Annotated in this window: 16 protein-coding genes; 9 read left to right on the forward strand and 7 right to left on the reverse strand. The window is 72.5% G+C overall.

Translation table 11 applies throughout. The annotated features are described in order from the left end of the window. Positions 1–77: 77 nt before the first annotated feature. Positions 78–212, reverse strand: coding sequence for a hypothetical protein (locus ACSC1Q_RS40150; protein WP_436763986.1), 135 nt, complete (start codon positions 210–212; stop codon positions 78–80). Positions 213–367: 155 nt separating this feature from the next. On the opposite strand from ACSC1Q_RS40150, the gene ACSC1Q_RS40155 reads away from it, so the two are divergent. From ACSC1Q_RS40155 to ACSC1Q_RS40165, 3 genes are all read left to right on the forward strand, one after another. Beyond that, the gene (locus ACSC1Q_RS40155; protein WP_436763987.1) at positions 368–1054 is read left to right on the forward strand and encodes an SDR family oxidoreductase; all 687 of its coding nucleotides are present in this window, start codon (positions 368–370) and stop codon (positions 1052–1054) included. 421 nt (positions 1055–1475) lie between these two features. Continuing rightward, a complete protein-coding gene (locus tag ACSC1Q_RS40160) occupies positions 1476–2258 on the forward strand; it encodes an SAM-dependent methyltransferase (protein ID WP_436763988.1) in 783 nt (260 codons plus the stop codon). Between the two features lie 241 nt (positions 2259–2499). Beyond that, positions 2500–3486, forward strand: coding sequence for an NAD-dependent epimerase/dehydratase family protein (locus ACSC1Q_RS40165; RefSeq protein WP_436763989.1), 987 nt, complete (start codon positions 2500–2502; stop codon positions 3484–3486). A 53-nt stretch (positions 3487–3539) separates the two neighbouring features. On the opposite strand, the gene ACSC1Q_RS40170 is transcribed toward ACSC1Q_RS40165, so the two are convergent. Then, positions 3540–4853: a hypothetical protein gene (locus ACSC1Q_RS40170; protein ID WP_436763990.1), complete on the reverse strand. Its 1314-nt coding sequence runs from the start codon at positions 4851–4853 to the stop codon at positions 3540–3542. A 170-nt stretch (positions 4854–5023) separates the two neighbouring features. Between ACSC1Q_RS40170 and ACSC1Q_RS40175 the strand changes: the two genes are divergently transcribed. The 3 genes from ACSC1Q_RS40175 (at position 5024) to ACSC1Q_RS40185 (ending at position 7044) form a co-directional block, all read left to right on the forward strand. Continuing rightward, the gene (locus ACSC1Q_RS40175; RefSeq protein ID WP_436763991.1) at positions 5024–5695 is read left to right on the forward strand and encodes a glycosyltransferase family 2 protein; all 672 of its coding nucleotides are present in this window, start codon (positions 5024–5026) and stop codon (positions 5693–5695) included. 96 nt (positions 5696–5791) lie between these two features. Beyond that, positions 5792–6436 (forward strand): TIGR04282 family arsenosugar biosynthesis glycosyltransferase, encoded by a 645-nt coding sequence (locus ACSC1Q_RS40180; protein WP_436763992.1) that lies wholly within the window; start codon positions 5792–5794, stop codon positions 6434–6436. Next, a complete protein-coding gene (locus tag ACSC1Q_RS40185) occupies positions 6433–7044 on the forward strand; it encodes a class I SAM-dependent methyltransferase (RefSeq protein ID WP_436763993.1) in 612 nt (203 codons plus the stop codon). The genes ACSC1Q_RS40180 and ACSC1Q_RS40185 overlap by 4 nt, the downstream gene beginning before the upstream one ends. 182 nt (positions 7045–7226) lie before the next feature. Here the strand turns inward: ACSC1Q_RS40185 and ACSC1Q_RS40190 are convergent, their stop codons facing one another. After that, positions 7227–7829: a TetR family transcriptional regulator gene (locus tag ACSC1Q_RS40190; protein ID WP_436763994.1), complete on the reverse strand. Its 603-nt coding sequence runs from the start codon at positions 7827–7829 to the stop codon at positions 7227–7229. Between the two features lie 128 nt (positions 7830–7957). On the opposite strand from ACSC1Q_RS40190, the gene ACSC1Q_RS40195 reads away from it, so the two are divergent. Then, entirely contained in the window at positions 7958–8893 is a 936-nt protein-coding gene (locus tag ACSC1Q_RS40195; RefSeq protein WP_436763995.1) for an SDR family oxidoreductase, read from the forward strand. A 93-nt stretch (positions 8894–8986) separates the two neighbouring features. Here ACSC1Q_RS40195 and ACSC1Q_RS40200 read toward each other — a convergent pair whose 3' ends face one another. Further along, entirely contained in the window at positions 8987–9109 is a 123-nt protein-coding gene (locus tag ACSC1Q_RS40200) for a hypothetical protein (protein ID WP_436763996.1), read from the reverse strand. Between the two features lie 271 nt (positions 9110–9380). Here ACSC1Q_RS40200 and ACSC1Q_RS40205 point away from each other — a divergent pair, with 271 nt between their 5' ends. Both ACSC1Q_RS40205 and ACSC1Q_RS40210 read left to right on the forward strand, forming a co-directional pair. Continuing rightward, the gene (locus tag ACSC1Q_RS40205) at positions 9381–10736 is read left to right on the forward strand and encodes a molybdopterin-dependent oxidoreductase (protein ID WP_436763997.1); all 1356 of its coding nucleotides are present in this window, start codon (positions 9381–9383) and stop codon (positions 10734–10736) included. Further along, the gene (locus ACSC1Q_RS40210) at positions 10733–11257 is read left to right on the forward strand and encodes a hypothetical protein (RefSeq protein ID WP_436763998.1); all 525 of its coding nucleotides are present in this window, start codon (positions 10733–10735) and stop codon (positions 11255–11257) included. Before ACSC1Q_RS40205 ends, ACSC1Q_RS40210 begins: the two co-directional genes overlap by 4 nt. Before the next feature lie 88 nt (positions 11258–11345). Here the strand turns inward: ACSC1Q_RS40210 and efeB are convergent, their stop codons facing one another. Genes efeB through efeU form a run of 3 tightly spaced genes read right to left on the reverse strand, consistent with a single transcriptional unit; the run spans position 11346 to position 14791 of the window. Continuing rightward, entirely contained in the window at positions 11346–12614 is a 1269-nt protein-coding gene (gene efeB / locus ACSC1Q_RS40215; protein WP_436763999.1) for an iron uptake transporter deferrochelatase/peroxidase subunit, read from the reverse strand. A 29-nt stretch (positions 12615–12643) separates the two neighbouring features. Further along, the gene (gene efeO, locus ACSC1Q_RS40220) at positions 12644–13801 is read right to left on the reverse strand and encodes an iron uptake system protein EfeO (RefSeq protein ID WP_436764000.1); all 1158 of its coding nucleotides are present in this window, start codon (positions 13799–13801) and stop codon (positions 12644–12646) included. Between the two features lie 21 nt (positions 13802–13822). Further along, positions 13823–14791: an iron uptake transporter permease EfeU gene (efeU, locus tag ACSC1Q_RS40225; RefSeq protein WP_436764001.1), complete on the reverse strand. Its 969-nt coding sequence runs from the start codon at positions 14789–14791 to the stop codon at positions 13823–13825. Positions 14792–15480 lie beyond the last annotated feature (689 nt).

Raw genomic sequence — 15480 nt, forward strand, 5'->3', positions numbered from 1 at the left:
GCCGGGGACGCCTGCCGACCTCGAAGTGGTTACATTGACCGCGTAGCGGCGGGCACGCCCGCCCTGGCAGGGGGCACTCAGTCGTCGAGGACCGCCAGGTCGAGCCGGCTCAGGCGTTCGGGATCGGGGTCGGGAACCGGGGCCTGCCCGCGTACCCGGCGGCGGGCGCGGCTCGCGAGCTGCCGCGCCGCGGCCGGGGACCGTTCGACCAAGACCCGCGGAACCCGGCCGATGTGACCGGAGGACCGGTTCTCCGACCGAAACGAAGAGCCTGGAGAAATCATGACGTCAGCCATCCTGCTCACCGGCGGCACGGGGCACGCTCGGGCGCCTCGTCGTACCGCTCCTGCGAGACGCCGGCCGTACGGTGCGGGTGCTCAGCAGGAACGGCCACGAACCCGGGGGCGGCGTCGAGTACGTGACCGGTGACCTGCTCAAGGACGAGGGGGTCGAGGCCGCGGTGGACGGGGCGGAGACCGTCCTGCACCTCGCGGGCGGCCCCAGGGGTGACGACGAGGCGACCCGGAACCTGGTGCGGGCAGCGTCGCGCGCCGGGGTACGACACCTGGTGTACATCTCGGTCATCGGGGCGGACCGGGTTCCGCTGGGCTATTTCAGGTCCAAGCTGGGCGCGGAGCGGGCCGTGGCCGGTTCCGGCCTGCCGTGGACGACGCTGCGCGCCGCCCAGTTCCACGACCTGGTCCTGGACGTGGTGCGGCGGATGGCGAAACTGCCGGTGATACCGGTCCCGGGTGGCCTCCGGTTCCAGCCGGTCGACGCGCGCGAGGTGGCGGCCCGGCTCGTGGAACTGACGCTCGGCGAGCCGTCCGGCCCGGTGCCCGCCCTGGCGGGACCGAAGGTGTACGGGATGGCCGAGCTGAGCGGCGGATACCTGCGGGCGCGCGGCGGGCACCGGTTGATGGTGCCGGTCCGGATCCCGGGAAGGGCCGGCCGCGCGTACCGGACCGGCGAGAACCTGTCCCTTGAGGGTGCCGTCGTGGGCCTGCGGACCTGGGAGGACTTCCTGGCCGAGCGGGTTGCCCGGGACCGGTGAGAGGGCCGCTGGAAGTGCCTGGAGAGAGGCCGGTGAGAGTGCCTGGTGAGAGGGCCTGGCGAAAGGGGCCGGTGACGGGGCCGCGAGGAGGGACGGTGAGAAGGACCGGTGAGGGAGCGCCGGGTTCGGGCCCTCCCGGCCTCTTCGGAGTCAACCCGGCCTCTTCGGGGTCAACCGGTCGGATCCCCCGGGAACCCGGGACGGTTCACGTGCCGTCGGCCTCAGCGAGGGTGCGCACGTCGACGGCTTCGGCCTGACGCCGTGGAACCAAGATCATATGATTCGGGGTCAGGGTCCACGGATGGGCGTAACCTCCCTGAAGGACACCCGAAGGCCGAAGGCAGGAGATCCCCACATGGCCGATGAGCCGACCGTCTCTAACCCGTCATCCCGTTCGTCAGAGGACGGGCGGCGGCCCGGGATGGAACGGATCGACGCCGAGGTGCCGCACTCGGCGCGCATCTGGAACTACCTGCTGGGCGGGAAGGACAACTTCGCCGTCGACCGCGAGGCGGGTGAGAGGGTGTCCGCCGTCTTCCCCGGCATGGTCGACGTCGCCCGTCATTCCCGGTACATGCTCGCCCGCGTGGTGCGCCACCTGGCCGGTGAGGCGGGCATCCGCCAGTTCCTGGACATCGGCACCGGGCTGCCCACCGTCGACAACACCCACGAGGTCGCCCAGCGGGTGGCGCCGGAGTCGCGCGTCGTCTACGTGGACAACGACCCCCTGGTGCTCGTGCACGCCCGCGCGCTGCTCACCAGCACGCCCGAGGGCGCCACCGACTACATCGAGTCGGACGTGCGCGACCCCGAGCACATCCTGCGGGAGGCCGCGAAGACGCTGGACTTCGGGCAGCCCACCGCGCTCATGCTGATGGGCATCATGGGCCTGATCGGCGACCACGACGAGGCGCTCTCGATCGTGCGCCGGTTGATGCGGGACCTGCCCTCGGGCAGCTACCTGGCGCTCTACGACGGCGCCGACACCGACCCCGCGTACGTCGAGGCGATGCGCCGCCACAACTCGGGGAGCGGCGTGGTCGCCTACACGCCGCGCAGCCCGGAGCTCATCGCCCGCTACTTCGACGGCCTGACGCTGCTGGAGCCCGGCGTCGTACCGGTGCAGCGGTGGCGGCCGGAGCCCGGCCCCTGGGGCGACGCTCCCGAGGTGGCGTGCGCCGGCGGCGTCGCGCTCAAACCCTAGCCGCGCCCCGCCTGCCGCTCGCCTCGCGCCTCATCGGCCCGGGCGGTGGACCGAGGCGCCGAAGGCGCTCCGGTCGGCACGGGTACTCCTGGCTGAGGAACCCGGCCTCGGCTCCGGGCCGGGGAACCGTCGTCGACAGGCTGTCGACGACGGGACGACCCGCGATGGACCAGGCCGGTGACCTGCGGACATCCGCGTGCCGGACCGCTGCGACGGTGGCGTCGCCTCGTACCCTCGGCAGGTGAAGATACTGCTCACCGGCGCGGCCGGGTTCATCGGAGGCCACGTGTCCGAAGCGCTCGGCGCCGCCGGTCACGAGGTGATCGGCTTCGACCTGCGCACCGGCGGCGACGTGCGGGACGGCACGGCACTGGACGAGCCGCTGGGCCGGGTGGACGCCGTGGTGCACCAGGCGGCCAAGGTCGGGCTCGGCGTGGACGTGGCCGACCTGCCCGACTACGCCTCGGTGAACGTGTACGGCACCGCCGTGCTGCTGGCCGCGATGGCCCGCCACGGCGTGGCGAGGCTGGTGCTGGCGTCATCGATGGTGGTGTACGGGGAGGGCGCCTACGACTGCGCCGGCCACGGCCGGGTGCGGCCGGGGCCACGGGCGGCCCCGGAGCTGGACCGGGGGTCCTTCGAGCCGCGCTGCCCGCGGTGCGACGCCCGGGTGGTGCCGGCGGCCGTCGGCGAGGACGCGCCGATGGATCCCCGCAACGCCTACGCCACCACCAAACTCGCCCAGGAGCACCTGGCGGCGAACTGGGCGCGTGAAACCGGTGGCACCGCCGTCGCGCTGCGCTATCACAACGTGTACGGCCCGCGGATGCCACGCGACACGCCGTACGCGGGGGTGGCGGCCATCTTCCGGTCGGCGCTGGAGGCCGGGCGCGCGCCGCGCGTCTTCGAGGACGGCGGCCAGCGCCGCGACTTCGTCCACGTGCGGGACGTCGCGAGGGCCAACGTGGCCGCGCTGGGCTGCGGGGAGCCGGGCTCGCCCGCCGCCTACAACATCGCCAGCGGTGAGCCGCACACCGTGGGCGAGATGGCAGCCACCCTCGCCGGGCAGCGCGGCGGGCCCGCACCGGTGATCACCGGCGAGTACCGGCTAGGGGACGTACGCCATATCGTGGCCTCGCCGGAGCGTGCCCGTGAGGAACTGGGGTTCGCCGCGGAGGTCGCCTTCGAGGAGGGAATGAAGGAGTTCGCCACCGCCCCACTGGGATGACGCGCCCGTGACGACGTACTGGGACGACACGCCCCCGATGTCGCGGGAACGGCTCACCAGGGTGAGAGGACCAGCCCCTGCAGCAGCAGGCCCGTCACGATCTGGGCGGCCAGCCACCGCCTGCCGGGTGCCAGGCTCGCGGCGAGGCCGATCCACAGCGCGTAGGGCACCCAGATGCGTTCCACCTCACCCCGGGTCACGCCGCTGACGTCCAGCGCGAGCACCGCCACCAGGGCGGCCGCCACCACGGCGCGCGCCCCGCCGGGGCCGGGCCGCGCCAGGCCCACGGCGGTGGCCGGTCCCGTGAGCATGGCCAGCACGCCCAGGTTGGCGAACAGGAAGTACGGATAGGGCCGGGCGGCGCCCGGATCGGCCGCCCACTCGGCATGGGTGGCCAGCACCCCGGCGGGCCACAGGAAGCCCGCGGTGGCGAAGGCGGCGGTCACCACCGCGGCACCGGCCAGGGCCGCGAGCACGGCCTCGCGCGGCACGCGGGCGGCGACCGCGACGACCACGGGGATGAGCAGGTAGGGGACCAGGCCGTAGCTGAGGTACGGCAGCGCGCCGAGCAGCACCCCTGCGCCGGCCCCCCAGCCGAACCTTCGCGCGATCCGGCCCCGCCCGCTGAGCGCCAGGAGGGCCACGCCCCACGCGCCCACCCCCGCGAAGAAGGCGTCCATGCTGGTGGCGATCCAGACCGAGGCCGGGGTGAGCGCCAGGTACGGCAGCGCCCTCCGGGCCGCCCGTTCCCCGCCCAGTTCCCGTACCGTCAGCGCGATCGCCACGGTCGCCGAGCAGCCGACCGCGACGACCAGCAGCGCCGCCCACAGCGGTCCGGACAGCCCGAGCGCGGCCATCGACCAGAGCACCAGTACGGGCAGCGGCGGGTGCCCGCGCACGTGGGTGGGATAGTCCGGCAGGTGCCGGGTGAACGAGGCCAGCCAGCTCAGCGGGTCGTCGCCCACCGTGGGCAGCACCGCCGGATACTCCTGCGGGTGGGTCAGCGGGGCGGCCGGTCCGCCGGCGGAGATCGACAGCAGCACCGTCCAGGCCAGCGCGCAGCCGTAGGACACCAGCAGGGCACGCCCGAAGCCCAGCCGCGCCGCGAGGGCGGGCAGGAACAGGACGGCGGCGCCCCCGAACGCGGCGGCGGGCAGCAGCGCGGGGGTCGGCGCGCGGAAATGCGCGTGCAGCGGAGGCAGGTGGTCGATGGTGAGCGCACCGAGCGCGTGCAGGATCGCGCCCGCCGCGAAGGACGCGGCGATCAGCAGCGCCCAGATCCAGAGCGCGCGTGCCGTTCTCCCATCGCGTGGGGAACCCGCGATGTGGACGCCTCGCGCCACGACCGTGGCTCCGGTCGCCGACATGTCAGGATCCTCCAACGAGGAACCACTCAAAAGGCGTTCCTCTCCGCTTCGATCCGCTGCCCCGGGGCGTGGACTCCCCTACCAAAGGTAGGGCTGAGCTGGCCGTTTGCTGGACATGCGCCATCGCTTTGTACGAGGTGATCGCCGCTTCCTGCCCTACCCTCGAAGCCATGAAGATCGACGTGGTGCTGCCATGTCTGAACGAGGAGGCCGCGCTCTCCTGGGTTCTCGGCCGGATGCCGCACGGTTATCGCCCGATCGTGGTCGACAACGGCTCCACCGACGGCTCGGCCGCCGTCGCCGCCGAGTACGGCGCGCCGGTGGTGAGCGAGCCACGGCGCGGGTTCGGCGCCGCCTGCCACGCCGGGTTGCTGGCCTCGACCACCGAGGTCGTCTGCTTCATGGACGCCGACGCCTCGCTCGACCCCGGCCAGCTGCCACGGGTGGCCGGTCCGGTCCTGGCGGGCGAGAGTGACCTGGTACTCGGCCGCCGGATGCCGCACGCCGGGCCCGCGCACGCCCGGGTCGCCAACGCCGTGCTGGCCGCGCGCCTGCGGCGCCGCACCGGCGCCCCGCTGCGCGACCTGGGCCCGATGCGCGCCTGCGACCGTGCCGGGCTGGTCGGGCTGGGACTGGCCGACCGCCGGTTCGGCTACCCCCTGGAGATGGTGCTGCGCGCCGCCTCGGCCGGCTGGCGGATCACCGAGACCGAGGTCGACTACCTGCCACGGGTGGGACGCTCCAAGGTGACCGGCACCGTGCGCGGCACCCTCCGGGCGATCGCCGACATGCGCCGCGTCATGGGAGAGGACGTGCGCCGCGTCACGAGAGAGACGACATGAGCCACGTCACGGGGAAGGACGTGCGCCGCGTCGCGAGGGAGACAAGGTGAGCCGCGTCACGTGGAAGGACGTGCGCCGCGTCACGAGGGAGAGGACATGAGCGCCGCGCAGATCGTGGTCATCGCCAAGGAGCCGGTGGCCGGGCGGGTGAAGACCCGGCTGACCCCGCCGTTCACCCCCGCCCAGGCCGCCCACCTGGCGGCGGCCTCCCTGTGGGACACGTTGCACGCGGTGGCCGCGACGCGGGTCCGGCGGCGGGTGCTCGCGCTCGAAGGGCTCCCCGGGGCCTGGCTCCCGGACGGCTTCACCGTGATCCCCCAGCGTGGCGACGGCCTTGACGAGCGCCTGGCCGCCGCCTTCCACGACGCCCACCGGCTGCACCGGCTGCCCGTGGTCCTGATCGGCATGGACACCCCCCAGGTCACTCCGGAACTGCTGGACACCGCTGTCACCCTGCTGGCCGCTCACGACGCGGTGTACGGACCGGCGACCGACGGAGGCTTCTGGCTGCTCGGGCTGTGCCGCCCCGACCCGTCCCTGCTGCTCGGCGTGGCGATGTCGCGGCCCACCACCGGCGCGACCCAGCTGCGGCGCCTGCGCGAGGCCGGGCTGGACGTGGCCCACATGCCGGAGCTGGACGACGTCGACATCGCCTCCGACGCCTTCCATGTCGCGGCGCGGGCACCCGGATCCCGCTTCGCCGAGGCCCTGGCGGTCATCGGGGCGGGAGTCTCCCGATGATCGGTGAACTCTACGCGGAGTCCCTGACCGGTACGGCCACCGAGATCGAGTACGTCGACGGGACCGTGGAGCCGCTGGAGCCGGGTCGCTGGTTCGAACCGATCGACGGCGACGAGGCCATGCTGGCCCGCTGCGCCGGCCCCACGCTGGACGTCGGCTCCGGGCCCGGACGGCTCACCGTCGCGCTGACACGCAGAGGTGTTCCCGCACTGGGCATCGACATCACCCCCCACGCCGTTCACCTGACCCGTCGTGCCGGAGGCCTCGCCCTCTGCCGCGACGTCTTCGACCGGATCCCGAGCAGCGGCCGGTGGGCGACCGTGCTGCTCGCCGACGGCAACATCGGCATCGGCGGCGACCCCGCCGCCCTGGTACGCAGGGTCAGGCAGCTGGTCCGGCCGGGCGGCGAGGTCCTCGCCGAGGTGGAGGGACCGGGCACGGCCAGCCGGGTGGACAGGGTACGGCTGCGCAGCGGGGAGACGGTCGGCGGCTGGTTCGGCTGGGCCCGGGTCTCGGTGACCGACATCGCGCGCCTGGCGCTGGCCGGCGGCTTCCCGGTGACCGAGCACTGGCGGGAGGCGGGACGATGGTTCGCGAGCCTTCGCTGACGGCGCACCCACGCCTGCCCGATCGACCGGATCCCGCGCACGTCAGGCGCCCGCGGTCACCAATCGTGAGTCAGGTGCCCGCGGCCATCGATCGCACGTCAGGCGCCCGCGGTCACCGATCGTGAGTCAGGTGCCCGCGGCCATCGATCGCACGTCAGGCGCCCGCGGTCACCGATCCTGAGTCAGGCGTCCGTGGTCACCGCCTTGAGCACCGCGAACGACTCTCCGATGAACCGGGAGAAGTCCTTCCGCCCGGCCTGCTCGATCCGCCCTTCCTGTTCGGCCCGCCCGGCCTGCTCGATCCAGCGCTGGAACGCGATCTTGAAAACGGCGATGCCCGCCTCCGCGGCAAGGCTCGCGGAGGCGTCGTCGACACCGCGCCGCCGCAACGCCTCGGCGAGTGCGGCCGACAGCGAGGCGAGTTTGATCAGCTCGCGTTCCTGCAGCTCGGCGTTGGCGGCGATGACGGCATGGCGCCGGTGGGCGTGCTCCTGGCGTTCCTGCAGCACGGTCGCGGCGGCCTGGAGGGCCGCCACCACGGTCTCCATCGGGGTGGCGGGCTCGGGAGCGCGGGCGACCACGCCCACGAGAAGCTCATGCAACGCGCCCGACCCCGCGAACAGCACTTCGCGCTTGTCCGCGTAGTGCCGGAAGAACGTCCGTTCCGTCAGTCCCGCCCGTTCGGCGATCTCCGCCACCGAGGTCCGTTCGAAGCCGCGTTCGAAGTAGAGATCCAGTGCCGCCTCTTCGAGCCGGCCGCGCGCGTTCGGCTCCCATCTCCCCATGCCCGGCATCGTACCTGATGACAGTGACTGACATCAGGTGCTACCGTGTGATGACAGTGACTGACATCGCTCGGCCGTCCGGCGCGTCCTCCGCGCGAGGACGACCGGCCTACGCTGGAGGCTCGCTCATGCGCGTTTTCGTCACCGGGGCATCCGGATGGATCGGCTCCGCACTCGTGCCCGAACTCATCGACGCGGGTCACCAGGTCGTCGGGCTCGCCCGCTCGGACGCCTCGTCCGCCGCCCTCACCAAGGCCGGGGCCGAGGTTGTCCACGGCACGCTCGACGACCTCGGCGTCCTGCGCGACGCGGCCGCCGCGTCGGACGGGGTGGTTCATCTCGCGTTCAAGCACGAGATCGCCTTCGCGGGAGACTTCCAAAGCGCCTCCGACGCGGACCACCGTGCCGTCGAGACGTTCGGGGAGGCGCTCGCCGGTTCCGCCCGGCCGTTCGTGCTCGCCTCCGGGCTGCTCGGACTCGCCCCGGGCCGCGTGAGCACCGAGGAGGACGGCCGCACGTCCGACGCGTTGCCCGCACATCTGACCGGCGGCCCGCGGACCCGGATGGACACCGCGCGTCTGACCCTCGCCCTCGCCGACCGGGACATCCGCTCGTCCGTCGTACGGCTCCCGCCGACCGTGCACGGCGAGGGCGACCCCGGGTTCATGGCGGCTCTCGTCGGCATCGCCCGCGACAAGGGCGTCTCCGGCTACATCGGCGACGGCTCCCAACGCTGGCCGGCCGCGCACCGTGTCGACGCCGCACACCTGTTCCGGCTCGCCCTGGAGGGCGCACCGGCCGGATCGGTCCTGCACGCGGCCGCCGACCGGGGCGTGCCGATCCGCTCGATCGCCGAGGTCATCGGCCGCCACCTCGGCCTGCGGACCCGCTCCGTCCCCACCGGCGACGCGGCCGGGCACTTCGCCTGGCTGGCGGGGTTCCTCGACGCCGACAGCCCCGCCTCCGACGAGCGGACCCGGGCACTGCTGGGCTGGCGGCCGACCCGGCCGGGCCTGATCGAGGACCTGGAGGAGGGCCACTACTTCCGGACCGCCCGGCCGTAGCCGCCGGGCGGGCGGCAGGCCGGGCCCGGTGGATCGGGCCCGGCCGGTCACGAGATCGTCGAAACCGTGCCGACGCGTGCCCGGGTAGTACCGTCAGCCGACGTGTGAGGCGCTCCGGCAGTCGGCCTGACCTGCCTGCGGGAAGAACGGTTCGCCCGGGGCGTGCTCGCGGGAGCGTTCGACGAAGTCGACCGCCCGCTCGCCGAGCACGTCCACGAGATACCTGCCGCCGGAGGCGATCGGCTTGTCGCCGGCGTTCTCCTCCTCGACGTAGCCGGTGAGCCGGTGAGCCGGTGGTCGAACTCGCTGTAGCCACCGCCTCCGGCCACGTTCGTCCGCTCTCCGCTCGACGATCGGAAAGGAGCCGACGCGGACCTGGCCAAAAACGGGAAGAGGCCGGGCTTTGGAGGCGGCCTTTTCCGGTAAGGACCCTCGGCGGGCCGACAGAGTGGTCGTCTCATGCCGGCACCGGCTTCGGGGGTGATCAGTGTCGGACGCATCCCGCGGGCGCGGCCCCGCCGAAGGTGGCCCCGCCGGAGGTGGCCCCGCGAAGGGCAGGGCGAGGGCGTGGCCGCGAGGGGACGGGCGGCCGCCGGGCCCGTTCCGCCCGGAGTTCTGGCGCAGCCCGCTGCGTGGCCCCTGGCTGACGTCGGTGTTCGGCCTGGTGCTGCTGGCGGGGATTTCGATCGTGGCCCTGACGGGCCTGGTCTCCTACGCCGCCTACGATCCGCGGCTGCCCGGCAACGACATCACGCCGGAGAAGGGATTGCTCGGCTTCTACCTCTTCGACTGGCCGACCCATCCGGCCTGGTTGTACCGGCTCACCCAGGGGGTCCACGTCATCCTCGGGCTCACCCTGGTGCCGGTGTTGCTGGCCAAGCTGTGGTCGGTGATCCCCAAACTGTTCGCCTGGCCACCCGCCCGCTCCCCCGCCCAGCTGCTGGAGCGGGCCAGCCTGGTGCTCCTGGTCGGCGGCGCGGTCTTCCAGTTCACCACCGGCATCCTGAACATACAGCTGTTCTACGTCTTCCCGTTCTCCTTCTATCCGGCCCACCTGTACGGCGCCTGGCTCTTCCTGGCCGCGCTCGTGGCGCACGTCGTCCTCAAGCTGCCCCGGGCGATCACCGCGCTGCGATCCCGCGACCTCCGCCGGGAGCTGCGCACCGGCCTGCGCGACACCCACCCGGAACCGCCCGATCCCGACGGGCTGGTGCCCGTCGCCCCGGCGCCGCCCACCGTGTCCCGGCGCGGCCTGCTGGCCTTCGTCGGCGGTGGCTCGCTGACGATGTTCGGCCTGTCCGTCGGCCAGACCCTCGACGGGCCGTTGCGCGGCACCGCGCTGCTCGCCCCGCACGGCCGCGCGTACGGTCCGGGCCCGAACGACTTCCCGGTGAACAAGACCGCGGCCAGTGTGGGTGTCAGGGCAGCGGAAACCGGCCCCGGCTGGCGGCTGACCCTGACCGGGCCACGTCCGGCACGGCTGTCGCGCGCGGACCTGCTGGCACTGCCGCTGCACACCTGCTCACTGCCGATCGCCTGCGTGGAGGGCTGGTCCACCGAGCAGGAGTGGACCGGTGTGCGGCTGGCCGACCTGGCCCGCCTCGCCGGGGCCGTCGGCGGGAGCGGGGTCTTCGTCCGGTCGCTGCAGCGCGGCGGTGTGTTCAGCCACGCGTCGCTGAGCGCCCGGCAGGTGGCCGACCCGCGCTCGCTGCTGGCGCTGCGGGTCAACGGCGCCGACCTGTCGATGGACCACGGCTTCCCGGCCCGGATCATCGTGCCGGGCGCCCCCGGCGTGCACAACACCAAATGGGTACGCGAACTCGACTTCCGGTCGTTCTCGTGACCCGCCGCGAGGGTGCGCCGCACCGGTGGACGACGTGGAGGACGTGGAGGACCGGGTACGGCGCCGGACCGGGACACCTGCTCGCCCTGGCCGTCTGTCTGGCGGTGGCCGGCTACGCCGCCACCCGGGTGATCGCGGCCGGGATCTGGGTGGGATTCCTGCTGTGGTTCGTCGGTGCCGTGATCATCCACGACCTGGTGCTGTTCCCGCTCTACTCCCTCGCCGACACCGCCGTCCAGTCACGGTCGGCGCCCCCGGCACGCCCGCCCCGGGCACCGTCCACCGGCCGGTGGCCGCCGCCGGTCAACTACGTGCGCGTGCCGGCCGGGCTGTCCGGCCTGCTGCTGCTCGTCTGGTTTCCCCTCGTCCTGCGCGCCTCGGAGCACAACTACCGGGAGGCGACGGGACTGAGCACCGCCCCCTACCTCGGGCGATGGCTGCTGGTGACCCTCCTGTTCTTCGCCGCCTCGGGCCTCCTGTACGCCCTGCGGCACCGGACCGGCGGACGGAAGGCCCGGTGAGCCCCCTCCGCCGCCGGAACCCCGGACCGCCTGCCGGCCGGGCGGCCCCCGTCTCGGCGACGCGGGAGCCGGGAGGACTCGGGAGGACTCAGGAGAACAGGGCGCGGCCCCAGTAGTCGCCCGCGTCGCGCACGCCCGGCGGGCAGGCGAACAGGCCGCTGGAGACGTGCTTGATGTACTCGTTGAGGGAGTCCTTCCCCGCCAGGGACCGCTGCACGGCGACGAACTGCCGATGGGGGTCGCGCTGGTAGGCGATGAAGAACAGCCCGGCGTCCAGGCGGCCCAGCCCGTCGGAGCCGTCCACGTAGTTGTAGCCGCGGCGCAGCAGGCGCGCGCCGCCGTTGTGGGAGGGGTGCGCCAGCCGTACGTGCGCGTCGTCCTTGATCAGGGTTTCGCCGTCGGGGCCCTTGGCGTCGAAGTCGATCACGTCGAACTCGGCCTTCCCGCCCAGCGGGGCCCCCTCGCCCTTGTTCCGGCCGAAGATCTGTTCCTGCTCGGCCAGCGGTGCCCGGTCCCACGTCTCGACCAGCATGCGGATCTTGCGGGTCACCAGGTAGCTGCCCCCGGTCATCCAGCCGGCGCCGTCGCCGGGTCCCACCCAGAGCTGCTCCCTCAGCAGCGCCACGTCCTCCAGCTTGAGGTTGGCGGTGCCGTCCTTGAAGCCCATCAGGTTGCGCGGTGTCGCCTGCGCGCGCGAGGTCGACGACGTACGGCCGAAGCCGAGCTGGGACCAGCGCACCGAGACCCGGCCGAAGCCGATGCGCGCCAGGTTGCGGATGGCGTGCACCGCCACCTGCGGGTCGTGCGCGCACGCCTGCACGCACAGGTCGCCGCCGGAGATCTCCGGCAGCAGCGCGTCACCGGGCAGGTGTGGCAGGTCGGCCAGCGCGGCCGGCCTGCGGGAGGCGAGCCCGAACCGGTCGTCGAACAGCGATCCGCCGAAGCCGACGGTGAGCGTGAGCCCGGAGGCGGGCAGGCCGAGGGCCTCGCCGGTGTCGTCGGGCGGCGCCTCGGGCTGGCCGCCGACCGCGCCGAACGCGCCCGCCTCCTGGCCCCGCGTCATCCTGGCCGCGGCGGCGGTCCACTCCTGCAGCAGCTCGGCCAGCTCCGCCTTCTTCTCCGTCGTCACGTCGAAGGAGACGAAGTGCAGCCGGTCCTGCACCGGGGTGACGATGCCCGCCTGGTGCTCGCCGTAGAAGGGGACGGGGTCGGAGGCGGAGGCGAACCGGGCGGAGGCGGGGGCGGGCTCGCCGCCCGACCCGCGCACCGCGACGGCGCCCGCGCCGGCGACCGCCACGCCCGCGGCACCCGCGGCACCCATCCCGAACAGCTTCCTGCGGCTGATCCGCTCGCTCATCGAACCCCTCTCCTACGGCGTACCACTCGTTACTTGGCCACCACTGCGGCGATCTTGCTGATCGGCTCGGCGAGCGCGTTGATCGCGTCCGACAGCTTCTTGAGGTCGTCCTTGGACAGTTCGGTGTGCAGCTTCCAGCCGTCGCCCTTCTGGTGGGCGCCGAGCGCGGCCTCGGCTCCGGCGAACTTCTCGTCCAGCGTCTTCACCAGCTCGGGGGCGCGCTCCTCAAGGACGGGGCGGAGTGCCTGCACCGCGGCCTTCGACCCCTGCAGGTTGGCGTCGAAGTCCCACAGGTCGGTGTGCGAGTAGCGGTCCTCCTCGCCGGTGATCTTGCCGGAGGCGACCTCGTCGAGCAGGCCCTTGGCGCCGTTGGCGAGCAGCACGGGCGACAGCTCGGCCGCGTTGGACTGCTCCACGATGGTCTTGATGTCGGCCATCAGCTTGTCGGCGACCGGCCCGTCCTTGCTGACGTCCTCGGCGACCCAGAGGTCCTTCTCGATCTTGTGGAAGCCGGTCCACTCCTCGCCCTCCGCCACGTCGTTCTCGCGGGCGTCGATGGCCGGGTCGAGGTCGCCGAAGATCTCCGCGACCGGCTCGATCCGCTCCCAGTAGGTACGGGAGACGGGGAAGAGCTCCTTGGCCTTGCCGATGTCCTCGGCCTTGACCGCGTCGACGAACTCCTGCGTCTTGGTCAGCAGCGTGTCGCTCTGCGACTTGATGTAGCGCTTGTAGCCGGCGGTCGCGGCGGAGAGCTGGGCGTCGTCGCTGAGCGGCTTGTGCTCGCCGGTGACCTTGAGCGGGCCGCGGACGCCCTTGCCGACCATGCCGGGCTTGCAGGCGGTCTCGTAGCTGCCGGCCGGCAGCTCCACGATCACCTCGCGGGTGAGGCCGGGCACGATGTTCTCCACCTCGCCCATCACCCGGTCACCGGCGGCGTAGACGTAGAACTCGGTCACCTTGCTGCCGCCGTTGGTGATCGAGAACGTCGAGGTGCCCGCGGCCACCTCGGTGACGGCGACCTTGCACTCGGTGTCGGTGGCGGCCACCGCGACGGGGCCGCCCTTGGCGGGGGCGGCGGACGCCCCTGCACCCGTGGTGGAAGCGGTGGGCTCGGCGGAGCAGGCGGTGACGCCGGTGAGTCCGGCGAGCGCGAGAGCGCCCGCGGCGATGGCAAGGGAAGTACGCATGGTCGTCCTGTTCAAGCGGTTTCAGCCCGCGGGCTGCGGGTCGGTCGAGGGAGTCGGGGAGCTCGGGGAGCTCGGGGGGTTCGGGGAGCTCGGGGGATTCTGGGACGCGGAGGACGCCGGAGACGTCGAGGACGCCGGGGAGGCCGGAGACGTCGAAGGGGCCGGGGAGTCGGTGGGCGAGGAGACCGGGCGGCCGCCACGCGGCCTCAGGAAGAGGACGAGCGTCGGCACCGCGTAGGCGACCCACGCCACCGTCTCCAGCACGCTCGGCTGCGGGGTGATGTTGAACAGCCCGGCCAGCAGGGCGCCGTACCAGGAGTCGGCGGGCATGACGCCGCTGATGTCGAAGGCGTAGGTGGACAGGCCCGGCAGGACGCCGGCCTCCTGCAGGTCGTGCACGCCGTACTTGAAGATGCCGGCGGCGACCAGGATCAGCAGCAGGCCCGTCCAGGTGAAGAACCTGGACAGGTTGATCCGCATCGCGCTGCGGTAGATGGCCCAGCCCAGCGCGACCGCGGTGAGCAGGCCCAGGCTGATCCCGATCAGCGGTACGGCGGTGGTGGTGGCTCCCTGCACGGAGGCGAAGAACAGCAGCGCGGTCTCCAGGCCCTCGCGCGCCACGGCGAGGAAGGCCATCACGACCACCGCGGTCGCGCCGACCTCCAGCGCCTCGCTCAGCCTGGCGCGCAGCTCGCCGGAGAGGGTACGGGAGGCGCGGCGCATCCAGAAGATCATCCAGGTGACGAACGCGGTGGCGAGCAGCGAGGTGATCGCCTCGAACAGCTCCTGCTGCCGGTACTCCAGGTGGGCGACGGTGAACGTGAGCAGCGCGCCGAACGCGACCGACAGCACGAGGGCGGCGCCGACCCCGGCCCACACGAGGGGCAGCCGGTCGCGCCGGTCGCTCTTGACGAGGAGCGCGACGAGCACGGAGACGACGAGCGTGGCCTCCAGGCCTTCGCGCAATCCGATGAGATAGCTGGCGAACACCGTCACTCCATAACTGGAAAGCCTTACCTGAATTAGGGCAGGGTTACCTTACTCTTCGCAAGGGGGTGAACCCACACAGGGGGTACGTCTCTGATCAGGCACGATGATCACGACGGGCGGAAGATCCGGTTGTCTCCTGTGGATCTTCCCGTTGATCTTCCTGTGGATCTTCCCTTGGATCGCGCCACATGGTCCCCACGGGAGAACGCCCCCTCACAGTGCGGGCGGCACCGGGGTGGCACCGAGGCGGTCAGCACCGGCCACTCGCCCGTTCAGCTCGATGCGACAGAAATACATCCGATGATTCGGAGTCGACGCGTGAACGGCAAATGACGCCTCGCCTTCATGGATCGGTCCATTAACCCATCTGAGCTGTATGTTTTCTCGAAAAGAACTACCGTCTTTTTTCGGTCTGTCTCTTAAATGTTGCGTTTGGGTGTCAGATCCTGTCAGGATGACCGCGAGCGGTCCGATGTTAAACGGCGATGACATATACCGCTCCGCGTCCCCCGGTGGCGTTCCGCCGCACCGAAGGCCGACCGGGACAGAGCCGTCGAGCTCTTCCTCGTGACGCGGCGATCGCTCGTCCTCGGCCGGCCGCGACCGGCTCCGATCCCGATGGCGACGACCGCCGACCGACGTGCCGGGCCCGGCGGGCGTGCGCGCACGAACAGTTCCGCAACTACCCC

It is taken from the genome of Streptosporangium heterodermiicola, assembly GCF_051390675.1.
In the GTDB taxonomy this organism is placed as follows: domain Bacteria; phylum Actinomycetota; class Actinomycetes; order Streptosporangiales; family Streptosporangiaceae; genus Streptosporangium.